The 20,871-nt window shown below is 69.7% G+C and carries 20 protein-coding genes; 9 read left to right on the top strand and 11 right to left on the bottom strand.

What is annotated here, in order from left to right; genetic code table 11:
* Window positions 1-2: 2 nt before the first annotated feature.
* The 3 genes from mdcA to madL all read right to left on the bottom strand — a co-directional run bounded on the left by mdcA (window position 3) and on the right by madL (window position 2,992).
* Window positions 3-1,649, bottom strand: a complete 1,647-nt coding sequence (gene mdcA, locus U5A56_RS25975) for a malonate decarboxylase subunit alpha (RefSeq protein ID WP_044844917.1) — start codon at window positions 1,647-1,649, stop codon at window positions 3-5.
* 168 nt (window positions 1,650-1,817) lie between these two features.
* On the bottom strand, window positions 1,818-2,585 hold the full coding sequence (gene madM / locus U5A56_RS25970) for a malonate transporter subunit MadM (protein WP_321925265.1): 768 nt from the start codon (window positions 2,583-2,585) through the stop codon (window positions 1,818-1,820).
* Window positions 2,586-2,596: 11 nt separating this feature from the next.
* The gene (madL, locus tag U5A56_RS25965; protein ID WP_044844919.1) at window positions 2,597-2,992 is read right to left on the bottom strand and encodes a malonate transporter subunit MadL; all 396 of its coding nucleotides are present in this window, start codon (window positions 2,990-2,992) and stop codon (window positions 2,597-2,599) included.
* 333 nt (window positions 2,993-3,325) lie between these two features.
* On the opposite strand from madL, the gene U5A56_RS25960 reads away from it, so the two are divergent.
* Together U5A56_RS25960 and U5A56_RS25955 are read left to right on the top strand one after the other, a co-directional pair.
* The gene (locus tag U5A56_RS25960; RefSeq protein WP_039322076.1) at window positions 3,326-4,174 is read left to right on the top strand and encodes a LysR substrate-binding domain-containing protein; all 849 of its coding nucleotides are present in this window, start codon (window positions 3,326-3,328) and stop codon (window positions 4,172-4,174) included.
* A 171-nt stretch (window positions 4,175-4,345) separates the two neighbouring features.
* Window positions 4,346-4,627 (top strand): DUF4148 domain-containing protein, encoded by a 282-nt coding sequence (locus U5A56_RS25955; RefSeq protein WP_321822483.1) that lies wholly within the window; start codon window positions 4,346-4,348, stop codon window positions 4,625-4,627.
* A 38-nt stretch (window positions 4,628-4,665) separates the two neighbouring features.
* Here U5A56_RS25955 and U5A56_RS25950 read toward each other — a convergent pair whose 3' ends face one another.
* The gene (locus U5A56_RS25950; protein ID WP_321925263.1) at window positions 4,666-5,583 is read right to left on the bottom strand and encodes a 3-hydroxyacyl-CoA dehydrogenase NAD-binding domain-containing protein; all 918 of its coding nucleotides are present in this window, start codon (window positions 5,581-5,583) and stop codon (window positions 4,666-4,668) included.
* A gap of 245 nt (window positions 5,584-5,828) precedes the next feature.
* Between U5A56_RS25950 and U5A56_RS25945 the strand changes: the two genes are divergently transcribed.
* Both U5A56_RS25945 and U5A56_RS25940 read left to right on the top strand, forming a co-directional pair.
* Window positions 5,829-6,269 (top strand): Hsp20/alpha crystallin family protein, encoded by a 441-nt coding sequence (locus U5A56_RS25945; RefSeq protein WP_044844922.1) that lies wholly within the window; start codon window positions 5,829-5,831, stop codon window positions 6,267-6,269.
* Window positions 6,270-6,285: 16 nt separating this feature from the next.
* Window positions 6,286-6,702: an Hsp20/alpha crystallin family protein gene (locus U5A56_RS25940; RefSeq protein ID WP_044844923.1), complete on the top strand. Its 417-nt coding sequence runs from the start codon at window positions 6,286-6,288 to the stop codon at window positions 6,700-6,702.
* Window positions 6,703-6,823: 121 nt separating this feature from the next.
* Here the strand turns inward: U5A56_RS25940 and U5A56_RS25935 are convergent, their stop codons facing one another.
* On the bottom strand, window positions 6,824-7,126 hold the full coding sequence (locus U5A56_RS25935) for a zf-TFIIB domain-containing protein (RefSeq protein WP_044844924.1): 303 nt from the start codon (window positions 7,124-7,126) through the stop codon (window positions 6,824-6,826).
* A 61-nt stretch (window positions 7,127-7,187) separates the two neighbouring features.
* Window positions 7,188-7,943, bottom strand: a complete 756-nt coding sequence (locus U5A56_RS25930; RefSeq protein WP_044844925.1) for a TerC family protein — start codon at window positions 7,941-7,943, stop codon at window positions 7,188-7,190.
* Between the two features lie 108 nt (window positions 7,944-8,051).
* Here U5A56_RS25930 and U5A56_RS25925 point away from each other — a divergent pair, with 108 nt between their 5' ends.
* Window positions 8,052-8,945 (top strand): LysR family transcriptional regulator, encoded by an 894-nt coding sequence (locus U5A56_RS25925; protein ID WP_321925260.1) that lies wholly within the window; start codon window positions 8,052-8,054, stop codon window positions 8,943-8,945.
* Between the two features lie 138 nt (window positions 8,946-9,083).
* Window positions 9,084-10,310: a DUF2242 domain-containing protein gene (locus U5A56_RS25920; protein WP_321925258.1), complete on the top strand. Its 1,227-nt coding sequence runs from the start codon at window positions 9,084-9,086 to the stop codon at window positions 10,308-10,310.
* Between the two features lie 281 nt (window positions 10,311-10,591).
* Here the strand turns inward: U5A56_RS25920 and U5A56_RS25915 are convergent, their stop codons facing one another.
* Window positions 10,592-11,512 (bottom strand): pyridoxal-phosphate dependent enzyme, encoded by a 921-nt coding sequence (locus tag U5A56_RS25915; RefSeq protein ID WP_321925339.1) that lies wholly within the window; start codon window positions 11,510-11,512, stop codon window positions 10,592-10,594.
* Window positions 11,513-11,689: 177 nt separating this feature from the next.
* On the opposite strand from U5A56_RS25915, the gene U5A56_RS25910 reads away from it, so the two are divergent.
* Window positions 11,690-12,601, top strand: a complete 912-nt coding sequence (locus U5A56_RS25910) for a LysR family transcriptional regulator (RefSeq protein WP_321811730.1) — start codon at window positions 11,690-11,692, stop codon at window positions 12,599-12,601.
* A gap of 811 nt (window positions 12,602-13,412) precedes the next feature.
* Window positions 13,413-14,618, top strand: coding sequence for an MFS transporter (locus tag U5A56_RS25905; protein ID WP_321925256.1), 1,206 nt, complete (start codon window positions 13,413-13,415; stop codon window positions 14,616-14,618).
* A 312-nt stretch (window positions 14,619-14,930) separates the two neighbouring features.
* Here U5A56_RS25905 and U5A56_RS25900 read toward each other — a convergent pair whose 3' ends face one another.
* Genes U5A56_RS25900 through U5A56_RS25890 form a run of 3 tightly spaced genes read right to left on the bottom strand, consistent with a single transcriptional unit; the run spans window position 14,931 to window position 18,585 of the window.
* Window positions 14,931-15,953 (bottom strand): histone deacetylase family protein, encoded by a 1,023-nt coding sequence (locus U5A56_RS25900; RefSeq protein ID WP_321925254.1) that lies wholly within the window; start codon window positions 15,951-15,953, stop codon window positions 14,931-14,933.
* Between the two features lie 25 nt (window positions 15,954-15,978).
* Window positions 15,979-17,244, bottom strand: coding sequence for a Zn-dependent hydrolase (locus U5A56_RS25895; protein ID WP_321925253.1), 1,266 nt, complete (start codon window positions 17,242-17,244; stop codon window positions 15,979-15,981).
* Window positions 17,245-17,274: 30 nt separating this feature from the next.
* Window positions 17,275-18,585: an MFS transporter gene (locus U5A56_RS25890; protein ID WP_044844932.1), complete on the bottom strand. Its 1,311-nt coding sequence runs from the start codon at window positions 18,583-18,585 to the stop codon at window positions 17,275-17,277.
* Window positions 18,586-18,751: 166 nt separating this feature from the next.
* Between U5A56_RS25890 and U5A56_RS25885 the strand changes: the two genes are divergently transcribed.
* Complete coding sequence (locus U5A56_RS25885; RefSeq protein ID WP_044844933.1) at window positions 18,752-19,708, top strand: LysR family transcriptional regulator; 957 nt, start codon at window positions 18,752-18,754, stop codon at window positions 19,706-19,708.
* A gap of 83 nt (window positions 19,709-19,791) precedes the next feature.
* Here U5A56_RS25885 and U5A56_RS25880 read toward each other — a convergent pair whose 3' ends face one another.
* Entirely contained in the window at window positions 19,792-20,850 is a 1,059-nt protein-coding gene (locus U5A56_RS25880) for a porin (protein ID WP_321925251.1), read from the bottom strand.
* Window positions 20,851-20,871: the final 21 nt, after the last annotated feature.

Genomic DNA, 20,871 nt, shown 5'->3' with positions numbered 1-20,871 from the left:
CCTCACCAGTTGCGGAACCGGGCCGGCGGCGCATACAGGCCGCCCGACCAGTGCACGAGATCCTTGATCGAGCGCGCGGCAAGCCAGCGGCGGTCGGCGTCGAGCGGATCGATGCCGAGATCCTCCGGGCGGCGGATCACGCCGCGCTCGCGCAGCCGCTCGACCAGCCTGCGATCGCGCCCGCGGCCGACTTCCGTATAGCCGGCCACGCCGCGGATCGCGTGCTCGCGTTCGTCCTTGTCGCGGCACATCAGCAGGTTCGCGATCCCTTCCTCGGTGACGATGTGCGTGACGTCGTCACCGTAGACCATGATCGGCGCGAGGTCGAGCTGCAGCTTGTCGGCGAGCTTCAGCGCGTCGAGCTTCTCGACGAACATCGGCACGTTCTTGTCGCCGAACGTCTCGCCGATCTGCACGACCAGCTTGCGGCCGCGCCTGAGCGCCGCAGGCGTGTCGGGGTCGGCCTCCGCACCGGCCTTCAGCCACGGCTCGCTCGGGTGACGCCGGCCGCGTGCGTCGCTGCCCATGTTCGGCGCGCCGCCGAAGCCGGCGATCCGCTCGGCCGTGACCGTCGACGAATGGCCGGACAGGTCGATCTGCAGCGTCGAGCCGATGAACATGTCGCATGCGTAGAGGCCGGCGGTCTGGCAGAACGCGCGGTTCGAGCGCAGCGACCCGTCGGGGCCCGTGAACCACACGTCGGAGCGCGCGCGGATGTAGTCGTCCATCCCGACTTCGGAGCCGAAGCAGTGAACCTGCTCGACCCAGCCCGATTCGATCGCGGGAATCAGCGTCGGGTGCGGATTGAGCGCCCAGTGCGTGCAGACCTTGCCCTTCAGCCCGAGCTTCGCGCCGTAGGTCGGCAGCAGCAGCTCGATCGCGGCCGTGTTGAAGCCGATCCCGTGGTTCAGGCGCTTGATGCCGTACGGTTCGTAGATGCCCTTGATCGCGAGCATCGCGGTCAGGATCTGGGTCTCGGTGATCGCGGCCGGGTCGCGCGTGAACAGCGGCTCGACGTAGAACGGCCGGCCGGCCTCGACGACGAAATGCACGCGGTCGCCCGGAATGTCGACGCGCGGCACCTTGTCGACGATGCGGTCGACCTGCGCGATCACGATGCCGTCCTTGAACGCGGTGGCCTCGACGACGGTCGGTGTGTCTTCCGTGTTCGGGCCGGTGTACAGGTTGCCGTCGGCATCGGCGCTGACCGCGGCGATCAGCGCGACCTGCGGCGTGAGGTCGATGAAGTAGCGGGCGAACAGTTCAAGATAGGTGTGCACCGCGCCGAGCGCGATCTTGCCGCCGAACAGCAGCTTCGCGATGCGCTGCGACTGCGGGCCCGAATACGCGAAGTCGAGACGCTTCGCGATGCCCCGCTCGAACACGTCGAGATGCTCGGGCAGCACGACGCCCGACTGCACCATGTGCAGGTCGTGGATCTTCGCGCTGTCGACGTCGGCGAGCGCGGTGGCGAGCAGGTCGGCCTGCTTCTGGTTGTCGCCTTCGAGGCAAACGCGGTCGCCGGGCCGCAGCACCGCTTCGAGCAACGCGACGGTGTCGCGCGCATCGACCCGCTTGCCGTGCGCGTAAGCCGCACCGGCCGCGAGCCGCGCATCGCGCGCCTGCCGCGCGTGATTCCATCCCGTCATGAACAGTTCTCCCGCTTCGATGGTTCAGCGGCATTCTAAGCCTGGCGCCGCCGCCGATTGATGATGTTGACGAATGCGACTCAGAGGACGCCGCGATGGATGCGGCCCCGCCGCGGCCCGCACGCGCCGGCGCTTGCGCACCGATCGCCCGGATCGCACGCGTGGCGGCTATGCGCCGACCAGCGCGCGTGTCGTGAAGAACAGCACCGACGGCCCGAGCAGGCAGCCGACGCCGGTATGGAACGTCGCGACCAGCGCGCCGTACGGCACGAGCCGGCGGTCGGTCGCGGCAAGGCCCGCGCTCACGCCGCTCACGGTGCCGGCGAGGCCGCCGAAGATCATCGCGGAGCGCGGCGTCTTCAGGCCCATGAAGTTCGCCACGACCGGCGTGCCGATCATCACGATGATCGCCTTCACGAGGCCTGTCGCGATGCTGAGCGCGATCACGTCGGAGCTCGCGCCGATCGCGGCGCCCGTCACGGGCCCGACGATGTAGGTGACGGCGCCCGCGCCGATGGTCGTCATGCTGACCGCATCGGTATAACCGAACGCGCGCGCGATGCACGCGCCGACGATGAACGGCAGCACGGTGCCGAGCAGCAGCGACACGACGCCGACGAGGCCGGCCTTGCGCGCCTCGGTCGGCTGCACTTCGAACGCGGTCGCGACGATCGCGAAATCGCGCAGCATCGCGCCGCCCATCAGGCCGACGCCGGCGAACAGCTTGACGTCGGCCAGCCCCTTCTCGCCGCCGGTGAACGCGCCGCCGACGTACGCAAGCACGAGGCCGATCACGATCGCGATCGCGGAGCCATGCACGCGGCCGAAGGTGAGCTTGCGCGACGCGAGCGACGACAGCCACATGATCAGGCCGACCAGCGCGAACGACGCGACGAGCCCGTTGTGGGCGACGGTTTTTTCGAGCATCTGCAGCATCGCGGCCTCCGTTACTGTTCTTCGAATTGCGGCACGCCCGCGAAGGCCGTGTCGTCGCGCCCGGTGCGCACGAGTACCGCGATGCAGCATGCGCAGATCGCGACCGCGCCGATGGCGGCGAGCAGCGCGACCGGCCCGCCCTTCAGCGCGGCGACGACGTTCTGGTTCGCGGCCATCGCGACGACGACCGGGATGTACATCGCGCCCCAGAAACCGACGCCGGCCTCGGTCTCCTTCGGCAGCCAGCCGCGCCGGTGCAGCCACAGGCGCAGGCAGATCAGCAGCAGCATCGCGATGCCGACGCCGCCGACGTTGGTCTTCACGCCGATCGCTGCGCCCAGCAGGTCGCCGAGGAACAGTCCGGCCAGATGGCAGAACGCCAGCAGCGCGGTTCCGTAGATGATCATGAGTCGTCTCCAGTCTCTTCGTGACGGGTGCCTGACGCGTGCGGGAGTCGGGCCCGCATGCCGGTTCCGGGCGCGGACTGGGTGTCTCCTGCGGCGGGGCGCCGCGGCCCGGCGGCTCGTCGTGCGAGCGCGTTCTCGGGCGGTCGATGGGATGATGCGGTTTCGGGCCGGACGCCGGATGGCTTAGACTGACCGATGGAGCCGGCGGCGCGACACGGGCTACGCGTCCGGTGCGCCCCGTTTGCATGGGCCGCACCAGCGCGTGATCCGATACTAGCGCCGCACCATCCGGCCATTTATGAAGTTGTCGAAACCGATTCAGTGGATTTAGCAATGCGTCCATTACCGCCCGAGCTGCTGCGCAGCTTCGTCGCCGTCGCCCAGTCCGGCAGTTTCACCGCCGCGTCCGAACGCGTGAGCCTGTCGCAGTCGACCGTCAGCCAGCACATCCGCCGCCTCGAGGAACTGCTCGACCGGCCGCTGTTCGAGCGCGACACGCGCAACGTGCACCTGTCGCAGCACGGCGACGCGCTGTTCCGCTACGCGGTGCGCATCCTCGAGCTGATGGACGAGGCCGTCACGTCGGTGTGCGGCCCGCCGCTGTCGGGCAAGGTGCGGCTCGCGATGTCGGAGGATTTCGCGTCCGCGCACCTGACGGCCGCGCTCGCGAGCTTCGTGCAGCGCAATCCGGAAGTCGAGCTCGCGATCTCGACCGGGCTGTCGGGCGACCTGTTCGATGCGCTCGACGAAGGCCGTCACGACCTGGTGTTCGCGAAACGCGTCGCGGGCAGCCGGCGCGGCCGCGTGATCCGCAGCGAACCGCTGTACTGGTGCACCGGCCCCGATTCGCGGATCACCGGCCATGAGGCCGTGCTGCCGCTCGCGATGCATCCGGAGCCGAGCGTATCGCGCCGCCGCGTGCTCGAGTCGCTGGAGGCGGTCGGCCGCCCTTACCGGATCGCCGTCGTGAGCAGCAGCATCGCGGTGCTGCGCGCGGCCGCGAGCGCGGGGCTCGGCGTCAGCGCGTTCGCCGGCTACGTGATTCCGGCCGGGCTCGCGCGGCTCGACGCGGGGCTGCCCGAACTCGGCGAACTCGAATACGTGATCGACCGGCCGGCGGCCGCGTCGCGCTCGACGCTCGCGCTCGAAGCGACGCTGATCGCGGCAGCGGCCGAGCTGTAACGCTGGCTGCCGCCTTCACGCCAACGCCGCCGCGGTGTTCGCGCGCAACTGACCATCTTGCCCGGAACGCGTCAGCGTCCGCGCAGTCCCCGCTCGCGACAATGGGCCGCATCGGAACGCACGGCAGTGTGCCGCGCGTCCGCTGTCCCGTCCCCTTGATCGGAGCACACCATGAACGTCGTGCGAATCGCCGTCGCGGCCGCCGCAGCCGCGCTGCTGTCCCCCGCCTTTGCGCAAACCGATGCCGCCGCCCCCGCGCAGGGCCTCACGCGCGCGGAAGTCGTCGCCCAGCTGAAGCAGGCCTACCTCGACGGCGAACTGCCGACCAACGACGGTAACTATCCGCCGGATGCCGCGACGCGCGCGCGCAATCGCGAACTGGTGCAGGCCGCGCTGCCCGCGTGGCTCGCGCAGACGCCGCAGCCGGCACCGCAAACGGCCGTGCAGCAATAGCCTTCCCGGCGCGACCGGAACGCCGCGCGGCGACGCGCTCAGGGCAGGAAGCTGCGGCGCCGCGCGTCGACCAGCTCGACGAGCAGCCGGTCGCGCTCGGCCGCCAGTTCCTGCATCGAACGCTCGCCCTGGATCGCGCGCAGTTCGTCGTTCAGCTTGCGATCGACGGCCGGGTCGAACGACGGCGTGCCGAGATCGTCCCACCACGTCGTGATCGGCCCCGACAGGTGTTCGAGGAAGTGCGCGATCCCGCCCGCGCCGCCGCCGAGGTGATAGGTCAGGCACTGCCCCATCAGCCCCCAGCGCAGGCCCGGCCCCCACGCGACCGCCTTGTCCGCATCGGCGACGCTCACCACGCCCTCGCCGACGAGGTGATACACCTCGCGAAACAGCGCGGCCGCGAGCCGGTTCGCGACGTGGCCGGTCATCTCCTTGTTGAGCACGATCGTCTGCTTGCCGAGTGCGTCGTAGAACGCCTTCACGCGCGCGATCACGCTCGGGTCGGTCGCGCTGCCGCCGACCAGCTCGACGAGCGGAATCAGGTGCGGCGGGTTGAACGGATGCGCGATCAGGCAGCGTTCCCGATGCCTGTCGCACGCGGTCTGGATCTCGGACATCTTCAGGCCCGACGAGCTCGACGCGATCGGCACGCGCGCGGGCAGCACGTCGTCCATCTGCCGGTACAGCGCGCGCTTCAGGTCGAGCCGCTCGGGGCCGTTTTCCTGCACGAAATCGACGCCGTCGAGCGCGCGCACGAGATCGGCGTCGAACGACAGCCGCGCGGAAAGTTCGGCGGCCCGCTCGCCGAGGAAGGCCGCGAGCGCGTCGCGCAGCCGCGCGTCGGCCTGCGGTGCGGGATCGGTCGCGACGACGTCGAAGCCCTTCGACAGATAGAAAGCCGCCCAGCTCGCGCCGATCACGCCGGCCCCGACGATCGCGATGCGTTGAATGTCCATGTCCGTTCCGTCTCCGTGGTCTGTGGATAGCGCGACGATTGTCGCATCGATCCCCGTCACGACGCGTTGATGCCGATTGCACTTTCCCTCTTGAAAACCACCGCGGCGGCCTCTAATTACCCGTTGCCAGGCAGTGCCCGTCACGCGCACTGCCCCCGTTTCGACTCAGCGGAAAACCGTGCGTCGCACTCGCCATCGGCGTCGCGCCATCGTGTCTTTCGCGCCTCATGTTCCGGAGGATCCTCATGAGCGGTATTCATTTCGGTCACGACCTGTTCGACGAATTCGCCCGCGTGCAGCGGCAGATGGCGAGCCTGTTCGGCGAGCCCCCGACCGGCATCCGCGCGGTGCGGCCGAGCGCGTTCCCCGCGCTGAACGTCGGCGCGACCGACGACGCGATCGAGATCGTCGCGTTCGCTCCCGGCATGGCCGCGGCCGACTTCGACGTCTCGATCGACAAGGACCTGCTGACGATCAGCGGCGAGCGCAAACCCGCACCGCACGACGCCGGCGACGACGTACGCACCTACGCGCAGGAGCGCTTTCACGGCGCATTCCGCCGCGTGGTCGAGCTGCCGCAGAACGCGGACGCCGACAACGTCAGCGCCCGTTATGAAAACGGCTGCCTGCTGATTCGCGTCGGCCGGCGCGAGGCCTCGAAGCCGCGCGCGATCACCGTTCAGTAACCTTCAGGAGAACGATATGAATACGAGCCAGAGCCAGACCCTGACCGAACGCCAGACCGGTGCCGCGCAGGCAGCCGCCGCCGAAGCCGCGCGCCGGCCCGCGATCACGCCGGCCGTCGATATCGTCGAAGACAGGCAGCGCGTCACGCTGCGTGCCGACCTGCCCGGCGTGCCGCGCGAAAACCTCGACGTGAAGGTGCACGACAACACGCTGACGATCGAAGCCGACACGCGCATCGACACGCCGGCCGACCTGCGCGTGCGTCATGCCGAAGTCCGCGCGCCGCGCTACGTGCGCACGTTCGTGCTGAGCCCCGACCTCGACACGTCGCGGATCGATGCGAGCCTGCGCGACGGCGTGCTCACGCTGACGATTCCGCGCCGCGAGGAAACGCGCCCGCGCCGCATCGACGTGACGGCCGGCAACGCGTAACGTCGGCGCGTGTTCGTCACGCGACGCGCATGACGAATGACGAATGACGAAGCCCCGCCGGGCATGACGCGCGGCGGGGCTTTTTTTCGATGTGCCGAGCAGGACACGCTCGCCGTCGCGGTCAATCGAAATCGAACAGGTCGAACACCGACTTCTTGCGACGCCGGCCGTCGTGCCGGTAACGGTCGTCGTGCGCGCGGCCGTCGCGCCCCCAGCCGTCGTCACGCCCGCGCGGCGCCTGCGCATCGTGCCGCACCGGCACCTCGTCGCGGCGCGCCGGCCCGTCGCCGGTTTCGCGCGCGATCAGCTTGTCGAGTTCGCCGCGATCGAGCCACACGCCGCGGCACGTCGGACAGTAGTCGATCTCGATCGATTGTCGCTCGGCCATCAGCAGGTCGGGCGTCTTGCAGACCGGACATTTCATCGCGTTTCTCCTTTCGTCGGACATTCCGAATCGAGGGCGGGCCACGGCCCGCCCTCCCGGCTCAGCGACCTTCGCCGCGCGCCACGCGCTTCGCCTTCGCACGCCGCGCCAGCATGTTCATGCCCTCGACGAACGCCGAGAACGCCATGGCCGCGTAGATATAGCCCTTCGGCACGTGCGACCCGAAGCCTTCCGCGATCAGCGTCATGCCGATCACGACGAGGAACGACAGCGCGAGCATCACGATGGTCGGGTTGCGGTCGATGAACCGTGCGAGCGGCTGTGCGGCAAACAGCATCACGGACACCGCGACGATCACCGCGACGAACATGATCGGCACGTGCTCGGTCATGCCGATCGCGGTCACGATGCTGTCGATCGAGAACACGATGTCGAGCATCACGATCTGGCCGATCGCGGCCCACATCGTCAGGCCGGCCGCGCCGCCGGACGCGCCCGCGCCGTCGCCGTCATGCGACACGTGGTGATGGATCTCGGTGGTCGCCTTCCATACGAGGAACAGGCCGCCCGACAGCAGGATCATGTCGCGCCAAGAGAACGCGTGATCGAACAGCGTGAACACGGGTTCGGTCAGGCTCGCGATCCACGCGACGCTGCCGAGCAGCGCGAGGCGCATCACGAGCGCGAGCGCGATGCCGAGGCGCTGTGTGCGGGCGCGCTGCGCTTCGGGCAGCTTGTTGCTGAGGATCGAGATGAAGATCAGGTTGTCGATGCCGAGCACGACTTCCATCACGACGAGCGTCAGGAGCGCGGCCCAGACGGCGGGGTCGGCGGCAAGCGTCAGCAGGGAGTCCATGAAAAGGGCCGATTCGAAGGTGGAAAGCCCGATGATAGGTAGCGCACGACTTCGCAAAAATCAGAGAAAATCTGATCTTTGGTTCGGTTTTTACGAAATAACGATCCGATGCTGAATTTCCGCCATCTGTACTATTTCTGGGTCGTCGTGAAGGAAGGCGGCTTCGCACGCGCCGCCGAGCGGCTCGACATGGCCGTGCAGACGATCAGCGCGCAGGTCCGCGAGCTGGAAAAGTCGCTCGGCCACCAGTTGCTGCGCCCGGCCGGGCGCGGTGTCGCGATGACCGACGCGGGCCAGGCCGCGTATGCGCGTGCGGAGGCCATCTTCGAGATGGGCCGGCTGATTCCCGACGAAGTGCGCGCGGCGGCCAGCCAGCCGACCGTACGGCTCGCGGTCGGCCTCGCGGACGGGATCTCGAAGCTCGCCGCGCATGCGCTCCTCGCGCCGGTGCTCGACACGCCCACGCTGCGGCTGCTGTGCCACGAGGGCGAGCACGACGCGCTGCTCGCGGAACTGGCGCTGCATCACCTCGACCTCGTGCTGGCCGGCCAGGGCGCGCCGTCGGGGTCGAACCTGCGCGTGACGAGCGAGCGGCTCGTCGCGTCGCCGGTCGACTGGTACGGGCCCGCGGCGCTCGTCACGCCGGCCGCGCGACAGCGCTTTCCGGCGTGCCTCGCCGAGCTGCCGGTGCTGCTGCCGACCGCCCACTCGGCGCTGCGCGCGCGCCTCGACCTGTGGCTGGAGCGGGAACGGATCGTGCTCCGCATCGCTGGCGAATTCGAGGACAGCGCGCTGATGGCCGTGTTCGCGGCGCGCGGCCTCGGCGTGTTTCCGCTCAGCGAACTCGGCGCGAACGACGCATCGCTGCTGCGCGGGCTGCGCCGGCTCGGCCGCGCGGGCGACGTGACCGAGGAGATCCACGCGATCCGTTCGCGGCGCGGCGAACACCACCCGCTGGCGTCGCGCTTGCTCGCCGCCGCGCGGCCGGCGCCGGCCGGTTGAAGCGAGCGCGACATCAAACGAAACTATAATGACGCCCCGGCCATACGAGATTGCCACGCGCATCGCACCGGCCCCGCCGCCGCGTGCGTTGCGCCCGCGGCCCCGCGCGGCATCTCGCCGAGCCTATTGAAAGACGCCATGCACAACCGATTTCGCCTGTTTTCCGTTTCGTGCGCGCTCGCGGCCGCGACCGTGCTGGCGGCGTGCTCGTCGCCACCCAAGCCGATCTACCAGCAGGAGCAGTTCGACGCGACGAGCAGCCCGTATGCGCACACGTTCCACTCTAAATCCGACGCGTCCTGCGAGGCCGCGCGGCGCGCGCTGCTGAGCCAGGGTTATGTCGTGTCGTCGTCGCGCAACGATGCGGTCGACGGCAGCAAGAATTTCCAGCCGAGCAACGACATGCACGTCGTGATCGAGTTTCACGTCGTGTGCGCGGACGCGACTGCCGACGGCTCGTCGAGCATCGCGTACGTGAACGCGGTGCAGGACCGCTACACGCTGAAGAAGTCGAATACGTCGGCGAGCGTCGGGCTCAGCGTGTTCGGTTCGCTGTCGCTGCCGATCGGGTCGAGCGACGACGCGCTCGTGAAGACCGCGAGCGAGACGATTCCCGCCGGCGTGTTCTACGAGCGCTTCTTCAATCTCGTCGAGCATTTCCTGAAGATCGATCCGGCCCGCCGCGATCGCGCGACCGTGAAGGCGGCCGAGAAGGAGCCCGTGACGCCGCTGCCCGAGCCTGCGCCGACGCCGCAGGGCGAGCCGATGAAGATGACGACGCCGGTCGTGCCGACGCCGCCGGCGGCGCCGGTGCCGCTGTCCGTTCCGAGTGTCGCGCCGACGTCGGGCACGTCGGTCGTGCCGGCCGTGCCTGCTGCGGCATCGGCCGTGGTCGCGCCGGGGACGATGCGGGCCGTCGGGTCGGGGTTGGGAGCCGGAGTGGGTTCGGGGGCTGCGGCGGGTGCCGCGCCGGGTTCGGGTTCGGGTTCGGGTTCGGGTTCGGGTTCGGGTTCGGGTTCGGGTTCGGCACAAGCTTCGGCCTCGGCGCGGGCTTCGGCGCCTGCTTCGGCTGCGGTACCTGCTAAGACCTCGGCGCCCACCTCGGCTTCGACGCCCGCGTCAGCCTCCGCAGCCGCTTCAGCTTCGACGCCCACTTCCGCTTCGGCGCCTACGTCCGCTTCGACGCCGGCCACGTCGACGTCTGCCGCTGCCACGCCGGCATCGACGGTGCCTGCGCCGGCGGCGTCCGCGCCGACGCCCTCGAACGCTGCTCCGACGCCGGCAGGCAAGACGTCCGCACCCGCTGCTGCCGACCCCGTCGCCTCGTCCGCACCGACCGGCGCCAGCGCGCCGTCCGCGAACTGACCGCGCGCGCCCTCGCCGCGCCGTGCACCGTGTGCGCGGTGCGCCGGCCGATCCCCGCCCCGTCACCCTCCGGCGAGAAGATCTTGCCCCCGGCCACTGGCTGCGCGCGCCCGGCGTGACGTAACCCGCGAGCGGAAACAGCCCGTCGCGACAGACGACACGCCCCCGATTCCGCGGATGCCCGCGATCGGTCCCGCCCCGCCGTCACTTCGCCGTCACTTCACCGCGACGTCTTCGTCCGCATCACGATCCGGCTGCGCTGCGTCACATGCCCGAGCGCGTTACCGCAGCGTCGCGTTCAGCGTCCGCATCTGCTCGGCCGTCGCCGTCACGCCGCCGCACACGATCACCGCGATCTCCGACGCCGAAGCCAGCACCGGCACCGGTTGTTCGAGCGCGGCCAGCGCAGCACCGCACGCCGGCTCGACGACGATCCGGTGCTCGTCCAGGAACCGCAGCGACGCAGCCACCGCCTGCGCATCCGACACGACGACCGGATGGATCGCGTGCCGCTTCGCCCATGCGACCGCCGCGTCGCACGGCCGCTTCGCGCCGAGCGACGTCGCGATGCTCGTGATCGCCGGCAATTCGACCGGGTGTCCGTGCGCGACCGAACGCGCGTAGCTGTCGGCGCCTTCCGTCCCGACCGCGACGACCGGCACGTCGTGCCAGCCGTTGCGCGCGAGCCCCTCGAGCACGCCGCACAGCAGCCCGCCGCCGCCGACCGCGAGCACGACCGCGTCGGGCTTCGGGCCGGCCGCCGCCATCTCGTCGATCATCGTCGCGTGCCCCTGCCACAGCACGGGATCGTCGAACGGATGCACGAACGCGTCCTGCGTACCGACGGTCGACAGCGCGAACGCATTCGCCTCGGCCCAGCTCGCACCGTGCACGACCACCTCCGCCCCCTCGACGCGGATCAGCTCGCGCGCGCGGGCCGACGCGGTTTCCGGCACGACGACGAGCACCGGCACACCGAGTTCGCGGCCGCAATACGCGACCGCGATGCCCGCATTGCCACCCGACGACGACACGAACCGGCGCGCGCCGGCCGCATGCCGTGCTTCGCACGCCGCGCCGATGCCGCGCAATTTGAACGAGCCGGACGGCTGCAGCGCGTCGAGCTTCAGCCGGATGTTCTTGCCGAGACGGCGCGACGCGATTTGCGAGCGGATATAGGGGGTCTGGATATGAAGCGGCATGGTGCGGGACACGGTCGGGAATCGGGGCAAGGAGAACGCACGGGCCAGTGAACCGGCCCGGCAACGACGACCATCGTACGGCACGCCCGCCATGCTTTCCAATACCATCGGATGGCACTTGCTATGCTTGACAGGCATATCCACCGAATCGAGACCGAACACCGGAGCCGACACCGCATGCGCCAGATCGAACTGCGTCACCTGCGTTACTTCGTGGCCGTCGCGCAAGCCGGCAGCGTGATGGCCGGCGCCCGCGCGGCCGGCATCGTCCAGCCCGCGCTGTCGCGGCAGATCCGCGAGCTCGAGGATGCGATCGGCACGCCGCTGCTGATCCGCCGCGCGACGGGCGTCACGCTCACGGCGGCCGGCGCGAGTTTCCTGCAGGATGCCACCGGCCTGCTCGCGACATTGCAGGACAGCCGCGAACGCGCATTGCGCAGCGCGGCCGGCCAGCTCGGCGAACTGCGCCTCGGCGCGCTGCCGAACTGTCTGCCGCTGCCGGTCGTCGCGAACGTGCTGAAGGCGTTTCGCGACGCGTGTCCGGACGTGAAGCTGTCGATCGCGCCGATGCTGTCGGCCGAACAGGCGGCGGCGCTGATGCGCGGCCAGCTCGACGGCGGCATCATGGCGTGGCGCCGCGACGAGGCGCCGCATCTGTCGGGCGTGCGGCTGCTGAGCGACCGCTTCGTGCTCGCGATGCCCGCGCCGCCCGGCGGCCGCTTCCACGCGCCGCGCACGCTCGCCGACGTCGCGCACGAACCGTTCGTCTGGTTCGACGCGCAGCGCTCCGCCGCGCACCACCGCTTCCTGATGGCCCAGTGCGACCGGGCCGGTTTCACGCCGCGCATCGCGCAGGTCGGCAGCGACATCCCGACGCTGATCGGTCTCGTCGCGGCCGGCATGGGCTGCGCATTCGTGCCGGAAAGCGCGTCGCCGACGTGCCCGCGCACGGTCCGGCTTGTCGCACTCGACGAACTCGCGAGCCGCTTCGACATCGAGTTCGTGTTCGACGGTGCGGCGGCGCCGGCTTCGCCCGTCGTCGCGCGGTTTCTCGAGGCGGTGCGCGACGCGGCCGGACGGGCGGACTGACCGACCGGCCTAGCATGCGCGACCCGCGCGACGCCGGCGGATTTCGCCTCGGCGCGCGGCAGCGGATTCGGCCGTCTGCGCGCAGTCGCTTCGGACGACGGCCGGTATTAGCGTCTTCGCGCACCCGGAACGTCCGTCCGAGCGCACGACCAATCTTTCGAATCGGTGACGATCGACGCCATCACGCCGGAATTTTCAAATTGACGCCAAAAAGGGCCGTTTAACGTTACTTCGAAACGTTATGCACCGAAATATACTGCGCCCGCATCCACCCTCGTGCCAAAGAGAGGATGCCTTTCCGCCCCGGCCACGGTCCCCCTGTGACCGGGGATTTTTTTGGGCGGCAAGCCGCGCCGGCAAAGGGTGGGTTGGCGGGAAGGATGACGCGCTCGCGCCGGGCCCGCCGGCTGTGCGGCCCGTCGCCCGACCGGCCTGACGACACGGTACGCCGGTCGCCCCCCCCCGCGCGCGCCTGCCCCGCCTGCCGCCCGCATCACGCCGAACACCCGCCGCGTATCGAGCGCGACGCGCAAGCGGATCGCGCACCCGCCCGGACACCGCGTTCCGTCCGACGACGAAAACCTTGCTCCGGATACGGTTCGATCGTCCGCACGGCCGGCGGCCGGCCGTCGCAGCGCGGGAAGCCCCGCGCTGCGGGCCGTACGCGCGTGCAGCCCAATCGCGCATTGTTGACATGAAATCAAGATAATTTCGCCCGAGCACGGCTTTTTCCGCAAAAGTAACGCAGGCACACTTCACCCTGTCCACAACGGCCCGGTGCCGTTGCCCCATGCTTACCGGAGCGCATCGCGTGAACACCACGACTTCTTCTCCTTCCCGCCCGGGCGGCAGCGCCGCACTGCCGCTGCTGGCGCTCGCCGCCGGTGCGTTCGGCATCGGCACGACCGAGTTCTCGCCGATGGGCCTCTTGCCCGTGATCGCCGACGGCGTGCACGTGTCGATTCCGCAGGCCGGCATGCTGATCAGCGCGTATGCGATCGGCGTGATGGTCGGCGCGCCGCTGATGACGCTGCTGCTCGCGCGCTGGTCGCGCCGCTCGGCGCTGATCGCGCTGATGTCGATCTTCACGATCGGCAACCTGCTGTCGGCCGTCGCGCCCGACTACACGACGCTGCTGCTCGCACGACTCGTCACGAGCCTGAACCACGGCGCGTTCTTCGGGCTCGGCTCGGTGGTCGCGGCCAGCCTCGTGCCGCGTGAAAAGCAGGCCAGCGCGGTCGCGACGATGTTCATGGGCCTCACGATCGCGAACGTCGGCGGCGTGCCGGCCGCGACCTGGCTCGGCCAGATGATCGGCTGGCGCATGTCGTTCGCGGCGACCGCGGTGCTCGGCCTGATCGCGATCGCCGGCCTGTTCGCCGCGCTGCCGAAGGGCGCAGCCGGCAGGATGCCGAACCTGCGTGCCGAACTGTCGGTGCTGACGCGCCCGGTCGTGCTCGGCGCGCTCGGGACCACGGTGCTCGGCGCCGGCGCGATGTTCACGCTGTACACGTATGTCGCCCCGACGCTCGAACACCTGAGCGGCGCGACGCCCGGCTTCGTCACCGCGATGCTCGTGCTGATCGGCGTCGGCTTCTCGATCGGCAACATCGCCGGCGGCCGCCTCGCCGACCGCTCGCTCGACGGCACGCTGATCGGCTTCCTGGTGCTGCTGATCGTGACGATGGCCGCGTTCCCGCTGCTCGCGCGCACCCATGCCGGCGCCGCGGTCACGCTGCTGGTCTGGGGTGTCGCGACGTTCGCGGTGGTCCCGCCGCTGCAGATGCGCGTGATGCGTGCCGCACACGAAGCCCCGGGCCTCGCGTCGGCCGTCAACATCGGCGCGTTCAACCTCGGCAACGCAGTCGGCGCGGCAGCGGGCGGCGCGGCGATCTCGGCCGGCTTCGGCTACGCGGCGGTGCCGCTCGTCGGCGGGCTGATCGCGGCGGCGGGGCTCGCGCTCGTCGCGCTGCAGATGATCCAGCGCCGCCGCGCGCCGGTCGCCGCGAATTCGTAAGCGCCCGGTGATCCGCATGGTGCCGATACGCGGCACCGCGATTGAGAAATGCCCGCGCCGGGATTCCGGTGCGGGCATTTTCGTTGAAGGCCTGCGCATCGCGCGCCGCCGCTTCGACGTTTCGACGCATCGACGTTTCGACGTACCGACGTACCGACGTACCGACGTATCGACGTATCGACGTATCGACGTATCGACGTATCGACGTTTCGACGCATCGACGTACCGACGTACCGACGTACCGACGTACCGACGTACCGACGTACCGACGTACCGACGTATCGACGTATCGACGTATCGACGTCTCAGCGCTCAGCGCGCGCCGGCGAACCCGCCGAAGAACGCGCGCGCATTCACGTCGAGGCTCTCGAGGTGATAGCCGCCTTCCTGCACGATCACCGTCGGCAAGCCGAGCGCACCGATCGCGCCGCCGAGCCGGCCGAACCCGTCGGTCGTGACGGCCACCTGCGATTGCGGGTCGTCCTTGTAGATGTCGAAGCCGAGCGCGAGCACGAGCGCGTCGGGCTGGAACCGCGCGAGCGCGCGCAGCGCGTCGTCGAGCCGCTCGAAGAACGCCGACTCGGGCGCGCCGTGTGGCATCGGCAGGTTCAGGTTGTAGCCGTCGCCGGCGCCCGCACCCGTCTCGTCCTCGTAACCGGCGACGACCGGATAGAAGTTGGTCGGGTCGCCGTGGATCGATACGTACAGCACGTCGTCGCGGCCGTAGAAGATCTCCTGCACACCCTGCCCGTGATGCATGTCGGTGTCGAGGATCGCGATCCGGCGATGGCGGCCGAGCAGCGCCTGCGCGGCGATCGCCGCATTGTTCAGGTAGCAGAAGCCGCCGGCCGCATCGCGGCGCGCGTGATGGCCGGGCGGCCGGCACAGTGCGTACGCATCGCGCGCGCCGTCGTTCACGTCCGCCGCGGCCGCGAGCGCGCTCTGCGCGGACCAGTACGCGGCGCGCCACGTGTTCGCGCCGACCGGGCAGCTGCCGTCGGCGAGATAGCGCGCGGCCTTCGCGAGCACGCCGCGCAGCGGGTTCGGGTCGCGCACGAAAACGTTCGACATCACTTCGTCGCCCCAGTCGTCGGGCATCCGCTTCCAGTCGCGGTGCGCTTCCTCGAGAAAACGCAGGTAGTTCATGTCGTGCACGGCCGCGATCGGTGCGGTGCCGCGGTCGGCCGGCTCGCGCACGTCGAAGTCGAGCGCATGCACCGCCGCGACCAGCCGCGCCGCGCGCTCGGGCACCTCCTGCGGCTCGCGCATCCTGCCGCGCGACAGGTAGGTGCGCGGATGGTGCAGCAACTGTTCGGGGTGGAAATAGGTTTTCATCGTGGGTCCTCGTCGATTCGCCGTGTCATGCGTCGTGCGCGGCCGCGGCCACGCGCGTCGCGACGCCCGCGCGCGCGAGCACCGCGTTGAGCAGCACGTTCGTGCCGCGCGTCACGTCGTCGGGCAACGCGTCTTCGGCCTCGTTGTGCGACAGCCCGTCGACGCACGGGATGAACACCATCGCGGTCGGCACGCGGCGCGCGAGCAGGATCGCGTCGTGACCGGCGCCGCTGACGATCCGCTCGTTCGTGTAGCCGAATGCGTCCGCCGCCTGCGCGACCAGTTCGACGCAGGCGCAGTCGAACGGCGTCGCCGGGCTGCGCCAGCAGGTGTCGATCGACACCTGAACGCCGCGCGCGGCGGCCACGCGCGCGCAGGCGTCGCGCAGGTCTCGCTCCATCGCGTCGACCTGCGCATCGTCATGATGGCGCAGGTCGACCGTGAACGTCACGTCGCCTGCGATCGTGTTGCGCGACGCGTTGCGGATGCCGACCTGCCCGATCGTCGCGAGCCCGCGCGGCGCGTAGCCCGCGACGATCCGTTCCAGTTCGAGCGCGATCTGCGCGCTCGCGAAATACGCGTCCTTGCGATACGGCATCGGCGTCGTGCCCGCATGCGCGGCCACGCCCGTCACGCTCACGTCGAGCCAGCGGATCGCCTGCCCGCCCGTGACGACGCCGATCGTCGTGCCGTTCGCCTCGAGCACCGGGCCCTGTTCGATATGCGCTTCGAAATACGCGTCGAGCGCGCCGCCCGGCGCGCGCGTGCCGCGGTAGCCGCATGCGTCCAGCGCGGCGCCGAGCGTGACACCGTCGGCATCCTGCTTCGCGAGCGCGTCGTCGAGCGGCAGCGCGCCCGTGAACACCGCCGAGCCGAGCATCGCCGGTGCGAAACGCGCGCCCTCCTCGTTGGTCCACGACACGATCTCGAGCGGCTTGTCGGTCGCGATGCCCGCATCGTTCAGCGTGCGCACGAGCTCCAGCGCGGCGAGCACGCCGTACACGCCGTCGAAGCGCCCGCCTTCGGGCTGCGTGTCGAGATGACTGCCGATCAGCACCGGCGCGGCCTGGGCATCGGTGCCGGCGCGCCGCGCGAACAGGTTGCCGACCGCATCGACGCTCACCGTCATTCCCGCGTCGCGGCACCACTGCGCGAACAGGTCGCGCCCGCGCCGATCGTCGTCGGTCAGCGCAAGGCGCCGCACGCCGCCGCGCGGCGTCGCGCCGATGCGCGCCATGTCGGCCAGGCTCCGCCACAGGCGGGCACCGTCGATTTCCAGCAGGTCTTTCATTTGCACTCCGATGAATTCGTTCGTTGAGTTTCAGCGCGAGCCGAGCGCTTCGGCGGCGGCCGGCCGGGCCGCGCGGCGCGCGTCGAGCGCGACGATGCAAAGCAGCGAGACGCCGGCGAGACCCGTGTAGAACACCGCGAGCGGCCACCACTGCCCCGCGAAGCGATGCGCGAGCCAGGTGCCGACGAGCGGCGTCAGGCCGCCCGCGATCGCGCCGCAGATCTGATAAGCGAGCGAGATCGCCGAATAGCGCACGTGCGCGGGAAACACGCCGCTCACGAAGCCGGCGATCACCGAATAGAAACCGGCCATGCAGACGACCGCGAGCGCGATGCCCGCGACGAGCGACGCGGACGTGCCGCCCTGCACGAGCATGAACATCGGGTACGGCGACAGCATCGCGAGCAGCGCGGCGATCTTCAGGAAACGCGCGCCGCCGATGCGCTCGGCGATCCACGCGGCGATCGGCTGCGCGATGAACTGGATGATCGCGACCGCGAACAGGCTGTCGAGGATCAGCGAGCGCGACACGCCGACGTACTGCGTCGTGTACGCGATCATGAACGTGTTGGTGAAATAGACGCCCGCGATCCCGATCGTGTTCGCGCCGATGCAGAGCAGCACGAGCCCCGATGCGGAGCGGAACACTTCGGCGACCGGCAGCTTCACGGTACGGTTCGTCTCCTTCACGCGCGCGAACTCCGGCGACTCGTTCACGCCGAGCCGGATCAGGATGCCGACCACGAGCAGCACCGAGCTCGCGAGGAACGGCAGGCGCCAGCCCCAGGCGAGGAAGTCGGCCTTGTCCATCGACGTGACCGCGCGGAACGCGACCAGCGACAGGATCAGCCCGGCCGGGCTGCCGAGTTGCGCAAACGACGCGAAGAAGGTGCGGCGACCCTGCGGCGCGTGTTCGCCCGCCATCAGCACCGCACCGCCCCACTCGCCGCCGACCGCGATCCCCTGCACGACGCGCAGCGCGACCAGCAGCACCGGCGCGAGCATGCCGACCTTCGAATAGTCGGGCAGCAGCCCGACGCAAACGGTCGCGACGCCCATCATCATCAGCGTCGTCATCAGCGCCTTCTTGCGGCCGATGCGATCGCCGAGGTGGCCGAACACGATGCCGCCGAGCGGGCGCGCGAAGAAGCCGACCGCGAACGTCGCGAACGACGCCATCGTGCTGACGAAGCGGTCATGCGACGGGAAATAGAGTTCCCCGAACACGAGCGCGGCGGCGGTCGCGTAGATGTAGAAGTCGTACCACTCGATCATCGTGCCGATGAACGCGGCCGTCGCGGCACGCGCCGGCTGGCGGGCGGAAGGAAGGGACTGGGTCATGCGGGCTCCTGGCGCGCGCCGCGGCACGCGCGATATCGTGATGGCCGGCCATCTGTCGCGGCCTCGCGCCGCACGGTGCGGCGCCCCTCCTTTATCGGCGACCGCACATCATTAGTCAAATTTCAAGTTATTATTTCGCGTATAAATTCAGCTAATGACTGACCCGATGCGCGCCGACCTCGCCCCCTTCCTCAACGACCGCCTCGACTGGAACCTGCTGCGCACCTACCTGGTGATCATGCAGGAGCGCAGCGTGAGCCGCGCGGCCGCGCGCCTGCACGTGACGCAGCCGGCCGTGAGCCAGGCGCTGCGGCGGCTCGAGGAGGCCCTCGAGCGCAAGCTGATCGAGCGGCGCGGCGCGCACTTCGCGCCGACGCCGGCGGGCGAAGCCGTGTACCGGATCGCGAGCGACATCTACGGCGGCGTGTCGCGGCTCGAAACGGAGCTCGACGACAGCACGGCCGACCTGACCGGCTCGATCCGGCTGCTGACGGTGAGCCGCATCGAGTCGCCCGTCTACGACGAATTCCTCGCCGACTTCCATCGCGCGTATCCGCGCATCGACCTGCAGATCGAGGTGATGCGCTCGTCGGACATCCTGTCGTCGCTGCTGCAGAAGACGGCCACCGCCGGGCTCGGCCTATGCCGCACGCCGCACGACAAGCTGGAGATGCGCTGCTTCCTGCGGCAGCGCTACGCGATCTACTGCGGCCGCCATCACCGGCTGTTCGGGCAGACCCAATTGCGGATGGACGACCTGCTCGCGGAAAACTTCGTGTCGTTTACGAGCGACCAGATCGGCGACAGCCTGTCGCCGCTCACCGTGTTCCGCGACCAGAAGGGCTTCACCGGACGCATCGTCGCGTCGTCGCCGAGCCTCGAGGAAGTGCGGCGGCTGATCTTCGCCGGTTACGGCATCGGTTGCCTGCCGGAGCACATCGTGCGCGACGACATCGCGCAGCAACGCCTGTGGCGACTGCCGCCTGACGAGGGCCTCGTCGACGTCGACGTGTTCCTGCTGTGGCATCGCGACCGCAAGATGAACGCTGCGGAGCAGGCGTTCCTCGACGCAATGGAGCGCTGCATGCAGCGTCATTCGCTCGCGGAACGGCTGGGGATGTAGGCGCGCGCATGCAGGCACGCGATTGCGCGCACCCGTGACGGGAAACAGGCGCCAGCCCGCGCGGCCCGGCGCCCGATGCACCGTCAGAAGCGATGCACGATGCCGAGCTGCACGCCGCGCGCATTCGCGCCCGGATACGCGAGCGGCAGGCCCGGGTTCGCCGCGCCGGCGAGCGTGTAGCCAGCCTGGTTGCGGTTGCGCAGGTACGACAGCGCGCCATAGAAGCTCGTGCGCTTCGACAGGTCGTATTCGTACATCAGCCCGAACTGGTCCGCGTTGTCGCCCTGCGACCTCTGGTCGTGCAGGTACGCATAGCCGAGCGCGACGTAGTTCGCCGGATTGAGCTGGTACTTGACCGACAGCCCGTACACGCGCGAATCGATCCCGAGGTCTGCCCACTTCACCGCGGAGAAGCCGCCGTACACCGTCGCCTTGCCGATTGCGTACGACGCGCCGGCCATGATCGTGCGATCGGTCGTGGTCGCGGTCTTGTTCTTCAGCCACTGGCCCGCGACGAATGCCGCGAACGGCCCGTGCTCGTAGGTCACGTCGAACTGCTGGCTCGAGCCAGCCGAGCGCACGCCGCCCGCGTCGCCGAATCCGAAATACAGCCCGGCCTGGAAACCGGCGATCTCGGGGCTCTGGTACGACAGCGTATTGCTGGTGCGGAACGCGAACACGGTCAGGTTGTCCATGCCGGACGCCTGCGTGACGCCGCCGAACGCGTCCTGCCCGCCCTGGTCGTTGAACAGCGGCGAATTCTGGCGGCCCGCACGCACCTTGCCCCACTGCCCCGCGATGCCGACCCACGCCTGCCGGTTGAAGATGCTGCCCGAGCTTGCCAGCGAACCGTCGTTCGGGTTGAAGCCGTTCTCGAGCGCGAACTCGATCTTCTGGCCGCCGCCGATGTCCTCGCCGCCCTTCAGCCCGAAGCGGCTGCCCCACTGGCCGCCCGAGCCGATCGCCGCCGTGTAGCCGTTGCCGGTATTCACGTACTGCGCGAATTCGTCGATCACGCCGTACAGCGTGACGCCGTCCTGCGCGAGCGCGGCGCCCGACCCACCCAGGCATGCGGCCGTAACGGCCATGCGAAGACCGGCATGCGCCGATCGCGCCCGGGAACGAATGTCTCGTGCGTTCATCTGCTTAGTCCTACTATTCAA

Origin of the sequence: Burkholderia sp. BCC1998 (genome assembly GCF_905339875.1) — a bacterium.
Lineage (GTDB): Bacteria > Pseudomonadota > Gammaproteobacteria > Burkholderiales > Burkholderiaceae > Burkholderia.
The sequence above is the reverse complement of the archived record's forward strand: the minus strand, read 5'-3'. Positions and strand labels throughout refer to the sequence as shown.